Below are 21,040 nucleotides of genomic sequence, written 5' to 3'. Positions count from 1 at the left end.
GCACAGTCAGGAGAGTTTATGCGCTCAGCCATGGGGGCTTTGCTGTTGTTAGGGACCGGTTGTTTGGCTGACGAAGTACCACTGCGCTTTGCCATTACCGACGGCTGGGCCATGCCCATGGTACAGATCGAACGAGGTCGCCCGACCCAGGGCATCCTTCCCGACATCATGACCAGCCTGGCGACCCAAGTGAGTATGCCGGCGGAATTTCACGTCCTCTCCCGCGCCCGGATGGACGGAGCCATGAAGCAGGGTGAAATCGACGTACGGTGTTATGTCAGCCCCGACTGGGTGAGTGAGGGCGGCAATTATTTGTGGAGTGTCCCACTGTTTTTCCAGCGTGACGTGCTCGTCGGCACGGCGAACGCCCCCGCAGCGGTGACGCTGGCGACGCTGGCGCACCAGTCCATAGGCACCGTGCTGAGCTATACCTACCCGACCTTGCAACCCTTTTTCGATGGCGGCCAACTGCACCGTGACGATGCCCGTAGCCAGGAACAAGTACTGGCGAAACTGCTGGCCGGCCGCTATCGCTACGCGGTCACTAATCAATGGGCACTGGACTGGTTCAATCAACGGCATAACGCTGATCGGCAGCTACATGAGGTGGCATTGCTCCAGGAACAGCAGTTGAGCTGTTACGTGCGCGACGATCCGAAAATCCCGGCACAACGCATTTTGCGCACCTTGCTGAAAATGAAAACGTCGGGAGAAATCGACGCAATCATCCGGCTCTACACTGGCCGCAGGGACACGTCGCAGGCCGAAGCCGGTTCGCCTTGAACGCCCGGCCGCTGCCGCCATTGCAACGGCGGGATAAAATCCGTCACCCAACCTGGGACTTGCTCGGCCGGCATGGGCCGGGCAATGAAATAGCCTTGAGCCACCTCGCAGCCCAGGCGCAGCAACAGTAGCCCATGTTCGAGGCTGTCCAACCCCTCCGCGACCACCTCGCGGCCAAACGCCCGGGCCAGGCCGATCACCGCTTCGGTCAGCGCCAGGTCATCGCGGTCTTCGAGAATATCGCGGACAAAGGCCTTGTCGATCTTGATGGTTTGCGTGCGCAGGTGCTTGAGGTCGTTGAGCGAGCAGTAGCCAGTGCCAAAGCCACCCAGTGAAAAGCCTACACCCAACGCCTGGCATGACTGGAGGCACGCGCTGACGTGCGCAAGGTTTTCCACGGCGACGGACTCAACGATCTGCAGATCCAGCATGCGCGGCGACACCGCCGGGTGCCGCTCCAACACCTGCTGCAGCCGCTCGACGAAGTCCTCTCGCTGAAAATGACGCGCCGAGATATTGATGCTCACCGGCCAGCCCTGCCCCGCCTGCTGCCATTGCTGCAACTGGGTCAGCACCTGCTCCATGACCCACTCGCCAATCTCGACGATCAGGTCAGTCTCCTCCACCAGCGGCAGGAACTCCCGAGGCGGCACCAGGCCACGTTGCGGATGCTTCCAGCGCAACAACGCCTCAAGACCAACCACTGTGCCGTTGCGCATATTGACCTTGGGCTGGAAGTGCAACCGCAATTCGTTACCCGCCAGCGCCTGCCGGACCCGCTCGACAGTCTGGTAAGTGGCCCGGACCTCCTTGTCCCGGGACACATCGAACAGATGAAAACGATTACGGCCGCTTTGTTTGGCCACATACATCGCCTGATCGGCGTGGCGCAACAAGGTCTCGGCGTTTTCGTTGTCCCACGGGAACAACGTGACGCCAATGCTGGCGAAAACCTTGATGCCTTTACCGTTGATGCCATACGGCATGGACACGGCAATCAACACTCGGTTTAACGCCGCGTGCAATTCCTCCATCCCCCGCACATGGCGTAACACCAGCACGAATTCGTCCCCGGCCAACCGCGCCACCACGTCCTCTCCACGCACAATGGTGCGCAGCCGCCTGGCGACCTCCACCAGCAATTGATCGCCACTGGCGTGGCCATGACCATCGTTGACGGCCTTGAAGCCGTCCAGATCGAGCATGCACACGGCCAAGGGAAAGTTTTCCAGCCGGGAAAACTCCAGGGCCTGGTCCAGCAACTCGGACAGATAGGTGCGATTGGGCAATCCGGTCAGCACATCGTGCCCGACCCGCCACTGCAGCGAATGCAACAGCTGGCGCTTTTCGCTGACGTCAAAGCGAATCGCCAGGTAGCGTTCGATTTGCCCGGTCGCATCGTCGATCACCGGCACCAAAGTCGTATCGACCCAGTGCAACGTGCCGTCCTTGGCCCGGTTACAGATTTCCCCTTTCCAGACCTGCCCCAAGGCAATGGTGCGCCACATGGCGCTGAAGAACTCGCCGGGATGCTGGCCGGAATTGAGCAGGCGATGATCGGCCCCCAGCAGTTCCTCACGCCGGTACCCGAACAGTTTACAAAACTGATCGTTGACGTAAGTGATGCGCCCACTCAGATCTGTTTCGGAAAAAATCGCGGCGGCATCAACGGCTCTGCGGTACTTCTTATCCATCGAAGCAGTCATCCATGAGTCAGGCTCATTTGTCGCGCGCGGTTGCACCGCCTCCAGGAAAGGCGAAAATCAACTAGGCTCAAACACCTTGAGAGAAGCTGGGGCACAGACCCCCGGCGGTGCTACCAGAGGGCCCAGGCTCAAGTCTTGTGTCGCGGCAAGAAACACAAGGCCCACTCTTTTCGCACATCCCGGCTCAGAAGCAGGGCACCAAATACCCATGCCAAAGGCCGATTCTACGAAACGCATCACATTTTGCAAAGCAAGGTGATGAATAATGCGGTTGCCTAATGCAAAAAACTGTCGTTAAGTTCTTGATTCTAAATGGGAATTGAGCGATGCAAATTTCAAGTTTGGGTGCGGCCATCAAACGCTATCGCAAAGTAGCGGGGCTTACTCAGGCTGAACTTGGCGAAAAAACCGGTTTTGACCCCAAAACCATCAGCCGCTTCGAAACCGGCACCTACACCCCCAGCATCGAAGCCTTGTTCCTACTTGCCGACGTGCTGGATGTGCAGCTGAAAGCCTTTTTTGCCGACATGGGCGATGAAGACGAACAGCGAGCGTATCTGTTCGGTGTCATACATAGAGCCACCCCGAAGGATCTGGGAAAGCTGATCGCAGCGGTTGACCAGGCCTTGTCCAAGCCTTGATGCAGTCATGAAAAAGAGGAATCTGGCCTGTCGGTACAAGCCGGACCAGGCTTCTCTTTGGCGCTCGTTTGCCTGGCTGGCGATTTGTACACAGCCCCACTGCCGTCGATTCGTGGAGTGCTGATCCAAGCGACCTGCGACAGGAGCTCGGTCCGCCGAGGCAAGACGGACCTGTTCCAGTACTCAGCTGCCCTGCCCCGGCCAAAATCCGGACAGCAGAAAGCAACGATCGATATCGATCAGCGAATAATAGGAATAGTTGAAAATTGGCAAACCTTGCGAACGAAGGCTTGGGCGTTATGGAGGCAACCCCACCAGCCACACCCCGGCACACAATGTTCCCGCTGTGGCTGCTTCCTTCCGGATCTGACCAGGTTCACGGGTAATCGTTGCGGGGGGACCGATGGGGTCACCATAACGACGCTCACCTGACGACGAGCCGCGCCATTGTACCTATCTGACGAGAAGATACAACCGTTCGCGCCGGATAAAAAAACTTAAGATGTTCAAGCACTTGCTGTGGGGGCAAAGCGTGCTTGCGATGGCTTCGGCACATTCGACCTGGGTGCAAGCTGACCCACCGCTTTCGCGAGCAAGCTCGCACCCACAAGGGATCTGGAGCGAACACTGGATCTGCGGACACTAGAGAACCCATGTGGGAGCCGAGCTTGCTCGCGATGACGGAGGTTCACTCAACATCAATACAAGCTGATCCACCGCCATCGCGAGCAGGCTCGCTCCCACAGGCCTGCAGTGAGTCGTAATAGATTGAATCTTTCAAACAACTACCAATGAGCAACTACGGCCTTGAATCATTGTTGACATTAAATAGCCGGTCATGACGAAGTATTACAAACTACCACTGGGCAGAACGGCCCATACTCACCATTGGAAGCTTGCGCCCGAACTTGAACATTGAAATAGACAGGCCGGGAACCGCCACTGACGCCTATTTCATGTCGGTACCAGCCGCGCCCATCCGGTTTCACTTGGGTTGCGGGAACAAACTGTGGCTGTCCAGTTGCCACCGCAGTTACTTTAAACGTGTGACCCGCAATCTGATCGGGCCGGACATTATCCGAGATTTGCCAAGCCAATATAATGGTGTATTGGCTCTGCCCAGCTTGGGAAAGCCGCCGAGGCGCATTGGGAATAGTTGCCGCTTTATCCATCTCTTCATATTTCATAACATCTTCCATAATAAATATAGCCATCATCCATGGCGGCTTTAGGGTAAAGGAAAGTTTGAATAGAAAACCACTGTCAAAACAAATGGCATCACTTTAACTTCGCTCAACCCCTTTTCGAGAATCGACAATTTATCTGCTGAGCAGACACTTGCAGCGGTAGCAAAATTACATCAGCACCTCATCCGCCCGACCACCCTCCTCCTGGATCACCAGATGGATGAAATGCAGCTTGGTGATGACGGCGGCGGATACGACGAACGGATAGAAGTCCGGCTGCCCCATACTGCGAGACAATTCGTTGAGCATGCCGGCCAGCTCGATCCAGGCGTTGACGAATGACAGGAACGCCGTCCCCCCGGTGTGCTCGGGGTCGTACAGGGTCTCCGGCGGGAAAGGCTGGTAGTCGATATCCATTTCCCGGGCACTCATGCCGAAACCCAGCGCCGTGTCCACCGCGTCCATCATGTGCAGGTAATGGGCCCAGGTTTCCGCCCAGTCTTCCCACGGGTGCATGGTGGCGTAGGCGCTGACGTAATGGGTTTGCCAGTCCAGCGGCGCTCCCTGCTGATAGTGCCGCTCCAGGGCATCGGCGTAACTGGCGCGCTCATCGCCGAACAGCTGGCGAAACGCCTCGAGCCAGTGGCTGCTGGCGACCAGCCTGTCCCAATAGTAGTGCCCTACCTCATGCCGGAAATGCCCGAGCAAGGTGCGATACGGTTCGCGCATCTGCTGGCGCACGTACTCGCGATGGTCATCGTCGGCCTCTTTGATGTCGAGGGTGACCAGTCCGCTGGCGTGCCCCGTGGTCGGAGGCGTGCCATCAGGATCGACGCCGATGAAATCGAAAGCCAAGCCAATGTTTTCATCGACGGTTTTCGGGATAACCGGCAAGCCGAGGGTGATCAGTTGCGCCACCAGACGGCGCTTGGCAGTCTCGACCTTGCGCCAGCGCTCGGGGTTTTCCGGGATCGACAAGTCGGGAATGGTGCGATTCAGGCTGCAGGCGACGCACAAGGCATCGTGGTCATTGGCCGCAAGCAACCAGTTGCACGCCGCCGGGGTGTCGAGGTTGGCGCAACGGCGGAACACCCCGGCTTGCGGGTCGGCGTCCAGCGTCCAGGTGTCGGGCTGCTCGCCGGGCTGCAAGGACGACAGGCGACTTTGCTCCGGCTGATAGCCCAGCGCCGCCAGGCAGGCCAGGCATTGGCTGTTGCGAAAAAACAGCGACTGACCACAGCGACACGCCCAGATTTTGCTGTTACGCGAGCGATCGCCCACAAATGGCGCGGCAATGCGCGAACTCAGTTGTTCAAAGAAGCGGTACATGGCGATCTCCCTGGAGCCTGCAAGACTAGATCATCCTCTGCCCACGATCGTTCCCACGCGTTACCCCGCCGGTGCCCCCGAGCGCTAGCAAGCTCCCTCGCCACAAGAGCCAGCATGTTGCCCGAGGGAGCGCTTCTGATTAAACCGTGATGCCATGCTTACTCAAAAAGGCCACAAACGCCTCTTCATCCAGCACCTTGAGCCCAAGCTCGTTAGCCTTGGTCAGCTTCGAGCCCGCGCCCGGCCCGGCCACCACGCAATGGGTTTTCGCCGACACGGAACCAGCCACCTTGGCCCCCAGGCTTTCCAGCTTGTCCTTGGCGACATCGCGGCTCATCAACTCCAGCGAACCGGTCAGCACCCAAGTGTGTCCCGCCTCGGGCAGGCCTTCGACGACTTTCTTCTCGCTCAGCCAATGCATGCCAAAGTCCTGCAGCTGCTTCTCGGCAGATTCGGCCTGCTGACGGTTGGCAGCGATAGCGAAGAACTCACGCACGGCGTTGGCCTGTTTTTCCGGCAGCGCCTGGCGCATGTCGAGCCAGTCGGCACTCATGACCGCTTCGAGTGAACCGAATTTATCCGCCAGTTTCTGCGCCCCGCCCGGCCCGACCGACGGAATGTTCAGCTTGTCCAGAAAACCGCCCAGGGTGGTGCTGGCGGAGAACTCGGCACCCAGCTCGCCCTGGTCCTGGATATCGAGGCCATGGCGCAGCAAGTCCTTGATCACCTGGCGATTGTGCAGGTCTTCGAAGAAGCTGTGGATCTCGTGAGCCACTTCCAGGCCGACATCGGGCAAGTACGTGAGGACTTGAGGCAAAGCTGCCTGCACGCGCTCCAGGGAGCCGAGGGAGCGAGCCAGGACCTTGGCGGTCTCCTCGCCCACGTCCGGGATGCCGAGGGCGTAGATAAAGCGCGCGAGGCTCGGCTTTTTGCTGTCGACGATGGCCGCCAGCAGGTTCTTGCTCGACAGTTCAGCGAAGCCTTCCAGGTCGACCACCTGCTCGAAGGTCAGGGCATACAGATCGGCCGGCGACCCCACCAGGCCCTCGTCCACCAACTGTTCGACGCTCTTCTCGCCCAGACCCTCGATGTCCATGGCCCGGCGCGACACGAAATGAATGATCGCCTGCTTGAGCTGCGCGCCGCAGGCCAGGCGACCGACGCAGCGGTACACCGCACCTTCGCTGATGGTCTCGCGACCCTTGCTGCGCTTGATCAACTGCGTGCGTTCCACATGGGAGCCGCAGACCGGACATTCTTGCGGGATCTCCACCGGCCGGGCATTGTCCGGACGGCGCTCGGTGATCACTTGCACCACTTGTGGGATCACGTCCCCGGCGCGACGGATAATCACTGTGTCGCCGATCATCAAACCCAGGCGCGCCACTTCGTCCATGTTGTGCAACGTGGCGTTGGCCACGGTCACGCCAGCCACCTTGACCGGCTTGAGCCGTGCAACGGGCGTGACAGCGCCAGTGCGACCGACCTGGAACTCGACGTCCAACAGCTCGGTGAGTTCTTCGCTGGCCGGGAATTTATGGGCGATGGCCCAGCGCGGCTCCCGGGCACGGAAACCCAGTTCACGCTGGGAGGCGATGCTGTTGACCTTGAACACCACACCGTCGATTTCATAAGGCAACGCACTGCGCCGTTCGCCAATGTCGCGGTAGTAATCCAGGCATTCGTCGATACCGTGGGCCAGCTTCAGTTCGCGACTGATGGGCATGCCCCAGGCCTTGAGCTGATTGAGATTGCCGATATGGGTATCGGCAATATCAGCGGTCACCTGGCCGATGCCGTAGCAGCAGAATTCCAGCGGGCGGTTGGCGGTAATCTTCGAATCCAGCTGGCGCAGGCTCCCCGCCGCCGCGTTGCGCGGGTTGGCGAAGGTCTTGCCGCCCGCCTCCAACTGCGTGGCGTTGAGGCGCTCGAAGCCGGCCTTGGACATGTAGACCTCGCCGCGCACTTCCAGCACCGGCGGCCAGCCGCTGCCCTGCAACTTGAGGGGAATGTTGCGCACGGTGCGCACGTTGACGCTGATGTCTTCGCCGGTGGTGCCGTCACCGCGAGTGGCGCCGCGCACCAGCATGCCGTCCTGGTACAACAGGCTGACCGCCAGGCCATCGAGCTTCGGTTCGCAACTGTATTCCACCGCCGCGCCGCCGCCCAGCAGATCGCCCATTGGCAGATCGAGGCCTTCGGTCACCCGTCGGTCGAACTCGCGCATGGTGGTTTCGTCGAAAGCGTTGCCCAGGCTGAGCATCGGGATCTCGTGCCGCACCTGGCTGAACGCCGACAGCGCCACGCTGCCGACCCGCTGGGTTGGGGAGTCGCTGGTCACCAGTTCCGGGTACTGCTCTTCCAGGGCCTTGAGCTCATGGAACAGGCGGTCGTACTCGGCGTCGGGGATGCTCGGTTCATCGAGGACGTGGTAGCGGTAGTTGTGCTGGTCCAGCTCGGTGCGCAGCTGTTGAATGCGGGTTTCGACGGCAGTCATGGATGTTCTCTCATAAAGCAAAAGAGCAGCCTAAGCTGCTCATTCTCAATACTTCGATCGCATGTAGGCGCTGTAGGAGCTGACGAGTGCAACGAGGCTGCGATCTTTCCCCAGACACTTGAATCTCAAGCGAAAGGTCAAAAGATCGCAGCCTTCGGCAGCGCCTACAGGGCCAGCGATCTTTGGCCTCAGCGCTTCTGGGTCAGTGCCCGGCGTTCGAATTCGACGATGCGCTGACGGTAGTGCTCGATGGTCTGGGCGGTCAGCACGCTGCGCTGGTCATCCTTCAGTTCGCCGTTGAGTTCCTGGGACAGCTTGCGCGCCGCGGCCACCATCACGTCGAAGGCTTGCTTGGGATGACGCGGGCCTGGCAGGCCGAGGAAGAAGCTCACTGCCGGCGTGCTGAAGTGGTCGATGTCATCCAGGTCGAACACGCCCGGCTTGACCGCGTTGGCCATGGAGAACAACACTTCGCCATTGCCGGCCATGCTTTCGTGACGGTGAAAAATGTCCATCTCACCGAAACGCAAGCCGCTTTCCAGGATGTTCTGCAGCAACGCCGGGCCCTTGAAACCGGCCGGGTCGCGGCAGATCACGCTGATCACCAACACTTCTTCGGCTTGGGCCTGGTCTTTGTCGGCACCCGAGGATTTGTTCTCATCGGGGAAATCGCCGTCACGGCTGCTGAAGCTCGGGCCGCCGTCCAGGTCCAGATTGAGATTCAGGTCCCCCTGGGACGGCTCGCTGTTGCGCTTGCCGCGCTTGGAACCCGACTCCCGTGGCTCACGTGCAGGCGCGCTCATCGACGGCAGGTCGTGCTCGTCCAGCTGCGGCTCCTTATGGGTGTCCAGCACCCGTGGCGGCCCCAGCAGCTCGGCATTGCCATCGTCATCCGGCAGGTTCGACAGACTGCGATCAAGACGAAACTTCAGTTTCCCCTTGCCGCCGCGCATGCGGCGCCAGCCGTCGAAAAGAATACCGGCAATGACAATGATGCCGATGACGATCAGCCACTCGCGCAGACCGATTTCCATGTAATCCCGTGCCTCTATAAAAATGCTGAAAAATAAGGGGCTTAGCTATTTGCAAACCGCTTTAAAACGTGGCGCCAACTCTATGTTCTGAATGGCGTTTTGCCCACGCACACGAAAAATTGACATTAAACTAGCACGACCAAAGATAACTTTACACCGTCTGTCGCATAGGCTCGTGCCAATCTGTGAATTGAACAACAAGCCCAAGGGTAAAAAATACCTACAGCGTTCCCAGTAGATGCCCTACAACCCGAGGGTCAGGCATCCACCATCGCCATGGCTTCCTCCACATCCACCGCCACCAGCCGCGAGCAACCCGGCTCGTGCATCGTCACGCCCATCAACTGATCGGCCATTTCCATGGCGATCTTGTTGTGGGTGATGTAGATGAACTGCACCGTTTCCGACATCTCCTTTACCAGCCGTGCGTAACGGCCCACGTTGGCATCGTCCAGTGGCGCATCGACTTCGTCGAGCATGCAAAACGGCGCCGGGTTCAATTTGAAAATGGCAAAAACCAGGGCCAGCGCGGTCAGCGCCTTTTCGCCACCGGAGAGCAAATGGATGGTGCTGTTCTTCTTGCCAGGAGGACGCGCCATGATAGTCACCCCTGTATCGAGTAAATCTTCGCCCGTCAGTTCCAAGTAGGCGCTGCCACCACCGAAAACTTTTGGGAAAAGTGCCTGCAAACCACCGTTGATCTGATCAAAGGTATCCTTGAAGCGGTTGCGGGTTTCCTTGTCGATCTTGCGAATGACGTTTTCCAGGGTCTCCAGCGCTTCCACCAGATCGTCGTTCTGGGCATCCAGATAGCGCTTGCGCTCGGACTGCTGCTGATACTCGTCGATGGCCGCCAGGTTGATCGCCCCCAGCCGCTGGATGCGCAGGGCAATACGTTCCAGTTCTTCCTCGGCCTCCTTCTCGTTCGCCCCGGCCACCAAGGTGGCAAGCACGCCGTCGAGGTCGTAGCCGTCTTCCAGCAATTGGTCCTGCAAGGCTTTGCGCCGTACCGTCAGCGCTTGCCATTCCATGCGCTGCTGTTCCATCTGGCCGCGGATCAACTGGGATTGCTGCTCGGCCTGGCTGCGGCGCTTCTCAGCGTCGCGCAGTTCACGGTCGGCGTCTTCCAGGGCAATTTGCGCAGTCTTGAGTTCTTCATCGACGCTCATGCGCTTGTCGAGCAGTTCTTCGAGTTTGAGGCGCAACTCTTCCAGCGGCGCTTCGCCCTCCTCCAGATTGAGGCTCAACTGCTCACGCTTTTCGGTCAGGCGTTCGGACTGCATTTCCAGCCGTTCCAGTGCCTGGCGCGTCGAATCGTGCTGGGCCTTGAGCGAGCCCAGGCGCACCGCCAACTGATGGGCGTGATCCTTATGCTGTCGCGCTTCCTGACGCACCCGGTCGAGGCGTTCGCGCAGGCTGTCGCGCTGAGCCAGCAACAGCTCGCGCTGCTCGGTGTCCAGTGCCATGGCATCGAGGGCCTCCTGCAGTTGCAGGCGCGCTTCGCCGATCTGTTCGTGTTCCAGTGCCCGCTGCTCGCCCAGCTCGGCAATCTCTTCTTCAAGACGGGTGCGGCGCAGGGCCAATTGTTCGACCTTGGCCTTGCCGGCCGACAACTGCGCCTTGAGCTCGCCTTGCTGGCGTGCTTCGTCCTGCAACAGCCGACGCAAGTGTTCGCGGCCGTTCTCCTGTTGACGCTGTTGCGCCCGCAGGTTCTGCAATTCGGTTTCCAGGGCTTCGACGCTGGCCTCGCGCTCTTCGCGCTCGGCACTCAGGCGCTGGATTTCCTGGCCGCGGGCGAGCATGCCGCTCTCGGCTTCGCTGGCCCGGCGCACCCGCAGGAAATGCCGGCCCACCCAATACCCGTCGCGGCTGATCAGGCTTTCGCCGGCCGCCAATTGTCCGCGCAAGGCCAAGGCCTGTTCGAGGCTTTCTACCGGTTTGACCTGCCCCAACCACGGCGACAGATCGACCTGGGCCTCGACTTTATCCAGCAAGCTGCCGGGCACCCGCACGCCGTCACCGGCCGGGCTGAGCAGGCGCAGATCGCCTTGGGTAAAACCCGACAGGTCGAAACCGGCGAAATCGTCCACCAGCACCGCTTGCAGGTCAGCGCCCAGCACGGTTTCCACCGCCAGCTCCCAACCGGCATCGACCTTCAGGCCCTCGGCCAGGCGCGGGCGCTCGGCCAGGTGCTGATCGCGCAGCCATTCGGCGGTGCCGGTGCCCGGGTCCAACGCGGCTTGCTGCAGGGCCTCCAGCGAGGCCAGGCGCCCGTTGAGCCGTTGCAATTCGCCCTGGGCCTGCTGCTGGTTCTGCAAGGCCAGTTGCAAGGCCTGGCGCAGTTGCTCAAGCCTCTCGACCTGGGCGTCTTCGCTGGCCTGCAAATCTTCAAGCGTGGCTTCGCTGGCGGCCAGTTGCTCGCTCAGATCGAGGATCGCCGCATCTTCCGGATCCGCCGCCAGCAAGGCACGCTCTTCGGCCAGACGGCGCTGACGGTCGGCCAGGCGCTCCATGCTGGTTTCCAGCTGCTGGATGCGCGACTGCTGGACCTCAGCCTGACGCCGTGGCTCGGCCGAGGTCAGGTTGAAACTGTCCCACTGCTCTTGCCAACCGTGCATGGTCAGCTCGGCTTCTTCCAGGGCGGCGGCAGCCTCTTCGGCTGCGGCGCTGGTGATTTCCTGCTCCGGCGTGAGCCGGTCCAGCTCTTCGCCGAGGGTCAGCAGCAAAGTGCGGTCGTGGCCCAGGTGGGATTCGGTTTCCAGGCGCGCCCGCTCGGCTTCCTTCAAATCATCCTGCAACTGCCGCAGTCGTTGCTGACCGTGCTGAATGCTCTGTTCGACCCGGGCGATGTCGCCGCCCACCGAATAGAAGCGCCCTTGCACCAGGTTGAAGCGTTCGGACAGGTCGTGGTGGCCGTCCCGCAGGCGCTCGATGGCGGCATCGGCGTTGCGCTGTTCAGCCACCAAGGCTTCGAAGCTGACCTCCTGGTTGCCAATAACCGCCTCGCGCTGGCCGACCTGCTCGTTCAACGCCTGCCAGCGCAGGGCCGAGAGCTGGGCCTTGAGCTGACGCTCCTCGCCCTTGTATTCCTGATACTTCTTGGCGGCCTCGGCCTGTCGGTGCAAGCGCTCAAGCTGACGTTCGAGCTCTTCACGCAGGTCGGTCAGGCGCGCCAGGTTTTCGTGGGTGCGGCGAATGCGGTTTTCAGTTTCGCGGCGCCGTTCCTTGTATTTGGAAATACCGGCGGCTTCTTCGATGAAGTTGCGTAGATCTTCGGGCTTGGCCTCGATCAGCTTGGAGATCATGCCCTGCTCGATGATCGAATAGCTGCGCGGCCCCAGGCCGGTGCCGAGGAAAATATCGGTGATATCGCGACGCCGGCATTTGGTGCCGTTGAGGAAATAACTGTTCTGGCTGTCGCGAGTCACTTTGCGACGAATGGAGATTTCCGCATAGGCGGCGTATTCGCCGACCAGGGTGCCGTCGGAGTTGTCGAACACCAACTCGATGCTGGCCTGGCTCACCGGCTTGCGGCTGGTGGAGCCATTGAAGATGACGTCGGTCATCGATTCGCCGCGCAGGTTCTTGGCCGAACTCTCGCCCATCACCCAGCGCACGGCGTCGATGATGTTCGACTTGCCGCAACCGTTGGGCCCGACCACCGCCGCCATGTTACTGGGGAAGTTCACCGTGGTCGGGTCGACGAAGGATTTGAACCCCGCCAGCTTGATGCACTTGAGTCGCACGTCAGGCCGCCGTCAGGGCAGAAACCACCAGATCGCAACTGCGCTGGGCGTAGGCCGTGAGCACGATGCGGATCTGCGGCAAATCACGGGCCAGCACGGCGGTGAGCAGGCGCTGGAACAACTCGAGGAATTCACTCATTTCCGCCTTGCGCTGTTCCAGGGCGAGGAAATAGGCACGGCTCATGGCCGGTTGCAGGTTCTCGACGGTTTCCTGCAAGTACGGGTTGTTGGCGAAAGGATACGCGGCGCGCATCACGCTGAAGCTTTCGTCGACAAAGGTGCGGATGTCCTGGCGCGCAAAGGCGTCCTTGAGCCGCTGCTGGATGGCCACGAACGGCGCCATGTCGGCCTGATCCTGCCAACCATGGGCCACGGCATTGCCCAGCAGGATGTACAGCTCGCTCATCAACGCACAGAGACTGCGCACATTATGTTCGGTGAGCTCGGTGACGTGGGCGCCACGGCGCGGCAGGATGGCGATCAGGTGACGTCGCTCGAGAATCAACAGGGCCTCGCGCACCGAGCCGCGGCTGACGTTGAGTGCCAGCGTGACCTTTTGCTCCTGGATGCGCTCCCCCGGCTTCATTTCGCCGCGAATGATGCGTTCGGCGAGATGGTGGGCGATTTGCTCGGCGAGGCTGTCCGGGGCCTTGAACGTCATGGTTGTCCTTCAAACTCTTCGATTTGCACAAGCGGCGCAGTGTAGCGCACTCAATACGTCATGGCGCAGGGCCTGCACCGGGTTTTGGCACGATATAAGCAATTTTTTCAGTAGTGCAGACCTTGTGGGAGCGGGCTTGCTCGCGAAGAGGCCAGTCCGTGAGCGAGAAATTTTCCGACACAAACGCCGTCTTCGCGAGCAAGCCCGCTCCCACATGGATTTGCGCTTAACTGATAGAAGTAGGACATCGCCCAAGGACCAATACCCGAACCCCATTGTTCATCGACAAAACAGATTTTCCTGACCTTAAAGTCAGAAAATCATTGACCGTAAAGTCAGAACTGATAAATTCAGCCCAAGTCGATACAACAATAATGAGTCTGCGAGGCCTTCCGTGATCCAGTTTTTACTCAACCAGGAACTCCGTAGCGAGCACGCCCTGGACCCGAACCTGACCGTGCTCAATTATCTGCGCGAGCATGTCGGCAAACCCGGTACCAAAGAAGGCTGCGCCAGTGGCGACTGTGGCGCGTGCACCGTGGTGGTGGGCGAATTGCACACGGACGAAACCGGCCACGAGCGCATGCGCTATCGCAGCCTCAATTCATGCCTGACCTTCGTCTCGGCCCTGCACGGCAAACAACTGATCAGCGTCGAAGACCTCAAGCACCAGGGCCAGTTGCACAGCGTCCAACAAGCGATGGTCGATTGCCACGGTTCGCAATGCGGCTTCTGCACACCCGGCTTCGTCATGTCGTTGTTCGCCCTGCAAAAGAACAGCGAGCAAGCCGACACCCACAAAACCCACGAAGCCTTGGCCGGCAACCTGTGCCGCTGCACCGGCTATCGGCCTATCCTGGCCGCCGCCGAGCAGGCTTGTTGCGGCAAGCAACCGGACCAGTTCGACGCCCGCGAGGCCGAGACCATCGCCCGCCTCAAAGCCATCGCCCCGACCGAGACTGGCGAACTCAACAGCGGCGACAAGCGCTGCCTGGTGCCGCTGACCGTCGCCGACCTCGCCGACCTCTACGACGCTTATCCCCAGGCGCGCCTGTTGGCCGGCGGCACGGACCTGGCCCTGGAAGTCACCCAGTTCCACCGCACCCTGCCGGTGATGATCTACGTGGGCAACGTCGCCGAACTCAAGCGTGTCGAACGCTTTGACGATCGCCTGGAGATCGGCGCCGCCACGGCGCTGTCCGATTGCTACGAGGCCCTGAAAGCCGAATACCCGGACTTCGGCGAACTGCTGCAGCGCTTCGCCTCGCTGCAGATCCGCAACCAGGGCACCTTGGGCGGCAACATCGGCAACGCTTCACCGATTGGCGACTCCCCGCCCCTGCTGATCGCCCTGGGTGCGCAGATCGTGTTGTGCAAGGGCCAGACCCGTCGCACCCTGGCGCTGGAAGACTATTTCATCGACTACCGGGTCACCGCCCGTCAGGAAAGCGAATTCATCGAAAAGATCATCGTCCCGCGGGCCAGCGCCGAACAGGCGTTCCGCGCCTACAAGGTCTCCAAGCGCCTGGACGATGACATTTCCGCGGTGTGCGCGGCATTCAACCTGCGCATCGACAACGGCGTGGTCCGCGACGCTCGCGTGGCCTTCGGCGGCATGGCCGCGACGCCCAAACGCGCCACGCATTGCGAAGCCGTATTGATCGGTGCGCAGTGGAACGACAGCACCATCGAACGCGCCTGCGCCGCCCTGGCCGAAGATTTCACGCCGCTGTCGGACTTCCGCGCCAGCAAGGAATACCGCCTGCTCAGCGCCCGCAATCTGTTGCGCAAATACTTCATCGAACTGCAAACGCCGCACATCGAGACTCGGGTGACCGCTTATGTCTAACCATCACGCCGTAGAGAAGACTCAAGTCGAATTGGCCGAGCTGTTCGCCCGTGAGCTGACCACTGGCGTGGGCCGCAGCGTCAAGCATGACAGCGCCGCCAAGCATGTGTCCGGCGAAGCCCAGTACATTGATGATCGCCTGGAATTCCCTAATCAGCTGCACGTTTACGCCCGACTTTCGGACCGCGCCCACGCCCGGATCATCCGCATCGACACCGCGCCCTGCTACGCCTTCGAAGGCGTGCGCATCGCCATTACCCATGCAGACATCCCGGGGCTCAAGGACATCGGCCCGTTGCTGCCCGGTGATCCGTTGCTGGCCATCGATGACGTGCAGTTCGTCGGCCAACCGGTGCTCGCCGTCGCCGCCAAAGACCTGGAAACCGCACGCAAGGCCGCGCTGGCCGCCATCGTCGAATACGAAGACCTGGAACCGGTGCTGGATGTGGTCGAGGCCCTGCGCAAACGCCATTTCGTGCTCGACAGCCATACCCATCAACGGGGTGATTCGGCCACGGCACTGGCCAGTGCCGAGCATCGTATCCAGGGCTCGCTGCACATTGGCGGCCAGGAACACTTTTACCTGGAAACCCAGATCTCCTCGGTGATGCCCACCGAAGACGGCGGCATGATCGTCTATTGCTCGACCCAGAACCCCACCGAGGTGCAGAAACTGGTGGCCGAAGTGCTGGGTGTGTCGATGAACAAGGTCGTGGTGGACATGCGCCGCATGGGCGGCGGCTTCGGTGGCAAGGAAACCCAGGCCGCCAGCCCGGCATGCCTGTGCGCAGTCATCGCCCACCTCACCGGCCAGCCAACCAAGATGCGCCTGCCCCGGGTCGAAGACATGCTGATGACCGGTAAGCGCCACCCGTTCTACATCGAATACGACGTGGGCTTCGACAGCACCGGGCGCCTGCATGGCATCGCCCTGGAACTGGCCGGCAACTGCGGTTGTTCGCCGGACCTGTCGGCCTCGATTGTCGACCGGGCGATGTTCCATGCCGACAACGCCTATTACCTGGGCGATGCGACCATCAATGGCCATCGCTGCAAGACCAACACCGCGTCGAACACCGCCTATCGGGGGTTCGGCGGGCCGCAAGGCATGGTCGCCATCGAAGAGGTGATGGACGCCATCGCCCGGCACTTGGGGCTCGATCCGCTGGCGGTGCGCAAGGCCAACTACTATGGCAAGACCGAGCGCAACGTCACCCACTACTACCAGACCGTCGAGCACAACATGCTCGAGGAAATGACCGCCGAACTTGAAGAAAGCAGCCAGTACGCCGAGCGTCGCGAAGCGATTCGTCGTTACAACGCCAATAGCCCGATCCTGAAAAAAGGCCTGGCGCTGACCCCGGTGAAATTCGGTATTTCGTTCACCGCCAGTTTCCTCAACCAGGCAGGTGCCTTGATCCACATCTACACCGACGGCAGCATCCACCTGAACCATGGCGGCACCGAAATGGGCCAGGGCCTGAACACCAAGGTCGCGCAAGTGGTGGCCGAAGTATTCCAGGTGGAAATGGACCGCGTGCAAATCACCGCGACCAACACCGACAAGGTGCCGAACACTTCGCCGACTGCCGCCTCCAGCGGCGCCGACCTGAATGGCAAGGCCGCGCAGAATGCCGCCGAAATCATCAAGCAGCGCCTGGTGGAATTCGCCGCGCGGCAGTACAAGGTCAGCGAGGAAGACGTGGCATTCCACAATGGCCATGTACGGGTACGCGATCACATCCTGACGTTCGACGCGCTGGTGCAGCAGGCGTATTTCGCCCAGGTCTCGCTGTCGAGCACCGGCTTCTACAAGACCCCGAAAATCTACTACGACCGCAGCCAGGCCCGGGGTAGGCCGTTCTACTACTACGCCTTCGGCGCGGCGTGTGCCGAGGTGATCGTCGACACCCTCACCGGCGAGTACAAGATGCTGCGCACCGACATCCTTCACGACGTCGGCGCCTCATTGAACCCGGCCATCGACACCGGCCAGGTCGAGGGCGGCTTCATCCAGGGCATGGGCTGGCTGACCATGGAAGAACTGGTGTGGAACGACAAGGGCAAGCTGATGACCAACGGCCCGGCCAGCTACAAGATCCCGGCAGTGGCTGACATGCCGCTGGATCTGCGGGTCAAACTGGTGGAGAACCGCAAGAACCCCGAAGACACGGTGTTCCATTCCAAAGCCGTCGGCGAGCCACCGTTCATGCTCGGCATCGCCGCGTGGTGCGCGATCAAGGACGCCGTAGCGAGCCTGGGGGATTACCGGCACCAACCGAAAATCGACGCGCCGGCGACACCGGAGCGGGTGTTGTGGGGGTGTGAGCAGATGCGCGGGTTGAGGGTGGCGAAGGTTGGGGAAGCTGAAACCGAGCTGGCTTCGCTCTAAGACCGCGGCGCGGCCTTCGCGAGCAAGCCCGCACCCACAGGGGACCGCGATCCAAATGTGGGAGCGGGCTTGCCCGCGAAGGCGGCCGAACAGACAACAGAAATGTTGAGGTGGAATATGTACAACTGGATCAGCGCCCTCGCCGACCTGCAAGATCGCGGTGAACCCTGCGTACTGGTGACGATCATCGAAGAGCTCGGCTCCACACCACGCAACGCCGGTTCGAAGATGGTCATCAGCGCCAGCCAGACCTTCGACACCATTGGTGGCGGGCACCTGGAATACAAGGCCATGGAACTCGCCCGGCAAATGCTCGCCAGCGGCCAGCAAAGCACGCATCTGGAGCGCTTCAGCCTCGGCGCCAGCCTGGGCCAATGCTGCGGTGGCGTGACGGTGTTGCTGTTCGAACCCATGGGCCAGGTGCAGGCACAAATCGCCGTGTTCGGCGCTGGCCACGTCGGCCGCGCCTTGGTCCCGCTGCTGGCAAGCCTGCCCTGCAAAGTGCGCTGGATCGACTCCCGGGAGGCGGAGTTCCCCGAACACCTGCCCCACGGCGTGCGCAAGATCGTCAGCGAAGACCCACAGGATGAAATCGACGACTTGCCCGCCGGCAGTTACTGCATTGTCATGACCCACAACCATCAGCTCGATCTGGAATTGAGCGCCGCGATCCTCAAGCGCAACGACTTCGCCTACTTCGGCCTGATCGGCTCGAAGACCAAGCGGGTCAAGTTCGAACACCGCCTGCGTGATCGTGGCTTCGACAGCAGCGCCTTGCAACGCATGCGTTGCCCGATGGGCATTGGCGAAGTCAAAGGCAAGTTACCGGTGGAAATCGCCATCTCCATCGCCGGTGAAATCATCGCCACCTATAACGCCGATTTCGGCCAGCACACCGCCCGCGCCGAACCGATTGCCAAGCTGCTGCCGGCCTCGCGCCGTAGCCAGGCCAATCGTTAATTCATTGTTGAGAAGTTCCTCATGCCCCTGACACGCAAAGCCTACCGCGCCGCCCTGCTCCACAGCCTCGCCGACCCCGCCGAAGTTGGGATCGAAGCGTCCTATGAATATTTCGAAGACGGTTTGCTGGTGGTGGAGAACGGCCAGATCAGCGCCATCGGCCCTGCCCATGACCTGCTGCCAACCCTGGCGGCGGACATCGAGATCAACCATTACCCGGACGCGCTGATCACCCCAGGCTTCATCGACACCCACATCCACTTGCCGCAGACCGGCATGGTCGGCGCCTATGGCGAGCAGTTGCTGGACTGGCTCGACACCTACACCTTCCCCTGCGAAAGCCAGTTCGCCGACCAGGCCCATGCCGATGCGGTGGCCGATATTTTCGTCAAGGAACTGCTGCGCAACGGCACCACCACCGCACTGGTATTCGGCAGCGTCCATCCGCAATCGGTGAACGCGCTTTTCGAAGTGGCCGAGAAACTTGACCTGCGCATGATCGCCGGCAAAGTGATGATGGACCGCAACGCCCCGGACTACTTGACCGACACCGCCGAATCCAGCTACACCGAAAGCAAGGCGCTGATCGAGCGCTGGCACGGCAAGGGCCGCCTGCATTACGCCGTGACCCCGCGTTTCGCGCCTACCAGCACCCCGGAACAATTGACCTTGGCCGGTCAACTGCTGGGGGAATATCCAGACCTGTACATGCAGACCCACATCAGTGAAAACCTGCAGGAGGTGCAGTGGGTCAAGGAGCTGTTCCCGCAGCGCAAGGGTTATCTGGACGTCTACGACCATTACCAGTTGCTTGGCGAGCGTTCGGTGTTTGCCCACGGCGTGCACCTGTGCGACGACGAATGTGCGCGCCTGGCCGAGGCCGGTTCGGCCATCGCGTTCTGCCCGACCTCGAATCTTTTCCTGGGCAGCGGCCTGTTCAACCTGCCGATGGCCGAGAAGTACAAGGTGAACGTGGGATTGGGCACGGATGTGGGCGGCGGCACCAGTTTTTCGCTGCTGCAAACCCTGAACGAAGCCTACAAAGTGATGCAGCTACAGGGCGCGCGGTTGAGCCCGTTCAAATCGCTGTACCTGGCGACTCTGGGCGGCGCCCGGGCCCTGCGCCTGGAAGAGCGGATCGGGACTTTGCAGCCGGGCAGCGATGCGGACTTTCTGGTACTGGACTACAACGCCACGCCGCTGTTGAGCTATCGCCTGAAGCAGGCCAGGGACATTGCCGAGAAGTTGTTTGTGTTGATGACGCTGGGGGATGACCGGACGGTGATGCAGACTTATGCGGCTGGCAGGTTGGTGCATCAGCGGTAGATTTTTATCGCCTGCCAAATCGCCTTCGCGAGCAAGCCTGCTCCCACATTTGGAATGCATTTCAATGTGGGAGCAGGCTTGCTCGCGAAGGGCGCGACTCGGTATGACTGGCTCAACCCATCAAAGCTTGGCCGTCGACCGTCCCGGTTTCTTGCTCTGCAACAAATGCGAAAACACCGCATGCAAATCATCCGACGCACTTTCCTCGTCGAGGTTGAGTTTGCTGTCGATGTGGTCCATGTGATGCATCATCAGGTCCACGGCCAGCGTGGCGTCGCGGGCCTCGATGGCGTCGATCAACTGGGTATGTTCATCGTAGGAACAGTGGGAGCGGTTGCCGCTTTCGTATTGGGCGATGATCAACGAAGTCTGCGACACGAGGCTGCGCTGGAAGCTGATCAGCGGGGCGTTCTTCGCCGCTTCGGCCAGCTTGAGGTGAAACTCGCCCGACAGGCGGATGCCGGCGCCACGGTCGCCACGGGAGAAACTGTCGCGCTCGTCGCTGACCATCTGCCGCAGTTCGGCCAACTGCTCAGCGGTGGCGTGCTGCACCGCCAACTCGGTGATCGCCCGCTCCACCAGACGCCGGGCCATGAACACCTGGCGGGCCTCTTCGACACTCGGGCTCGCTACCACGGCACCGCGATTGGGCCGCAACAACACCACCCCTTCGTGGGCCAGGCGTGACAGCGCCCGGCGGATGATGGTGCGGCTGACCCCGAAAATCTCCCCCAGCGCCTCTTCGCTCAATTTTGTACCGGGCGCCAGGCGCTGTTCGAGGATGGCCTCAAAGATATGCGCATAGACAATATCGTCCTGGGTTCCGCTGCGGCCGGCTTTACCTGCTCGCGGTTGTTTCTTGAGGGGCTGCAACTGTTCGTTCATGGGCACTCGAGTCGGGAGAACTGCGGCGAATTGACCGTGACTGT

The 21,040-nt window shown here is 60.9% G+C and carries 14 protein-coding genes and 1 other RNA gene; 6 read left to right on the top strand and 9 right to left on the bottom strand.

Translation table 11 applies throughout. The features are described from left to right. Window positions 1–18: 18 nt before the first annotated feature. Window positions 19–783: a substrate-binding periplasmic protein gene (locus tag ACWNZ1_RS02355; protein WP_456027322.1), complete on the top strand. Its 765-nt coding sequence runs from the start codon at window positions 19–21 to the stop codon at window positions 781–783. Here ACWNZ1_RS02355 and ACWNZ1_RS02350 read toward each other — a convergent pair. Next, window positions 735–2,477, bottom strand: coding sequence for a putative bifunctional diguanylate cyclase/phosphodiesterase (locus ACWNZ1_RS02350; protein WP_135844499.1), 1,743 nt, complete (start codon window positions 2,475–2,477; stop codon window positions 735–737). The genes ACWNZ1_RS02355 and ACWNZ1_RS02350 overlap by 49 nt on opposite strands. A 338-nt stretch (window positions 2,478–2,815) precedes the next feature. Here ACWNZ1_RS02350 and ACWNZ1_RS02345 point away from each other — a divergent pair, with 338 nt between their 5' ends. After that, complete coding sequence (locus tag ACWNZ1_RS02345; protein ID WP_135844498.1) at window positions 2,816–3,130, top strand: helix-turn-helix domain-containing protein; 315 nt, start codon at window positions 2,816–2,818, stop codon at window positions 3,128–3,130. A 309-nt stretch (window positions 3,131–3,439) separates the two neighbouring features. On the opposite strand, the gene ffs is transcribed toward ACWNZ1_RS02345, so the two are convergent. From ffs to ACWNZ1_RS02310, 7 genes are all read right to left on the bottom strand, one after another. Beyond that, window positions 3,440–3,536, bottom strand: an RNA gene (ffs, locus tag ACWNZ1_RS02340) — signal recognition particle sRNA small type. Between the two features lie 430 nt (window positions 3,537–3,966). Next, the gene (locus ACWNZ1_RS02335; protein WP_135844497.1) at window positions 3,967–4,317 is read right to left on the bottom strand and encodes a hypothetical protein; all 351 of its coding nucleotides are present in this window, start codon (window positions 4,315–4,317) and stop codon (window positions 3,967–3,969) included. Between the two features lie 168 nt (window positions 4,318–4,485). Beyond that, window positions 4,486–5,646: a zinc-binding metallopeptidase family protein gene (locus ACWNZ1_RS02330; RefSeq protein WP_256452424.1), complete on the bottom strand. Its 1,161-nt coding sequence runs from the start codon at window positions 5,644–5,646 to the stop codon at window positions 4,486–4,488. Between the two features lie 139 nt (window positions 5,647–5,785). Continuing rightward, window positions 5,786–8,143, bottom strand: a complete 2,358-nt coding sequence (gene ligA, locus ACWNZ1_RS02325) for an NAD-dependent DNA ligase LigA (protein ID WP_256452423.1) — start codon at window positions 8,141–8,143, stop codon at window positions 5,786–5,788. A gap of 188 nt (window positions 8,144–8,331) precedes the next feature. Next, window positions 8,332–9,177, bottom strand: coding sequence for a cell division protein ZipA (zipA, locus tag ACWNZ1_RS02320; RefSeq protein WP_135844494.1), 846 nt, complete (start codon window positions 9,175–9,177; stop codon window positions 8,332–8,334). Window positions 9,178–9,434: 257 nt separating this feature from the next. Then, a complete protein-coding gene (gene smc, locus ACWNZ1_RS02315) occupies window positions 9,435–12,923 on the bottom strand; it encodes a chromosome segregation protein SMC (RefSeq protein WP_256452422.1) in 3,489 nt (1,162 codons plus the stop codon). A 1-nt stretch (window position 12,924) separates the two neighbouring features. Beyond that, the gene (locus ACWNZ1_RS02310; RefSeq protein WP_135844492.1) at window positions 12,925–13,584 is read right to left on the bottom strand and encodes a GntR family transcriptional regulator; all 660 of its coding nucleotides are present in this window, start codon (window positions 13,582–13,584) and stop codon (window positions 12,925–12,927) included. Window positions 13,585–13,978: 394 nt separating this feature from the next. On the opposite strand from ACWNZ1_RS02310, the gene xdhA reads away from it, so the two are divergent. The 4 genes from xdhA (at window position 13,979) to guaD (ending at window position 20,111) form a co-directional block, all read left to right on the top strand. Further along, window positions 13,979–15,433 (top strand): xanthine dehydrogenase small subunit, encoded by a 1,455-nt coding sequence (gene xdhA / locus ACWNZ1_RS02305; RefSeq protein ID WP_135844491.1) that lies wholly within the window; start codon window positions 13,979–13,981, stop codon window positions 15,431–15,433. Then, window positions 15,426–17,825: a xanthine dehydrogenase molybdopterin binding subunit gene (gene xdhB / locus ACWNZ1_RS02300; RefSeq protein WP_456027321.1), complete on the top strand. Its 2,400-nt coding sequence runs from the start codon at window positions 15,426–15,428 to the stop codon at window positions 17,823–17,825. The genes xdhA and xdhB overlap by 8 nt, the downstream gene beginning before the upstream one ends. 117 nt (window positions 17,826–17,942) lie before the next feature. Continuing rightward, window positions 17,943–18,785, top strand: a complete 843-nt coding sequence (gene xdhC / locus ACWNZ1_RS02295; RefSeq protein WP_135844489.1) for a xanthine dehydrogenase accessory protein XdhC — start codon at window positions 17,943–17,945, stop codon at window positions 18,783–18,785. Between the two features lie 21 nt (window positions 18,786–18,806). Continuing rightward, entirely contained in the window at window positions 18,807–20,111 is a 1,305-nt protein-coding gene (gene guaD, locus ACWNZ1_RS02290; RefSeq protein ID WP_135844488.1) for a guanine deaminase, read from the top strand. A 120-nt stretch (window positions 20,112–20,231) separates the two neighbouring features. Here guaD and ACWNZ1_RS02285 read toward each other — a convergent pair whose 3' ends face one another. Further along, window positions 20,232–20,996, bottom strand: a complete 765-nt coding sequence (locus ACWNZ1_RS02285; RefSeq protein WP_003183531.1) for a GntR family transcriptional regulator — start codon at window positions 20,994–20,996, stop codon at window positions 20,232–20,234. Window positions 20,997–21,040: the final 44 nt, after the last annotated feature.

The sequence above is a fragment of the Pseudomonas sp. CFBP 5748 genome, assembly GCF_053850495.1.
The sequence above is the reverse complement of the archived record's forward strand: the minus strand, read 5'-3'. Positions and strand labels throughout refer to the sequence as shown.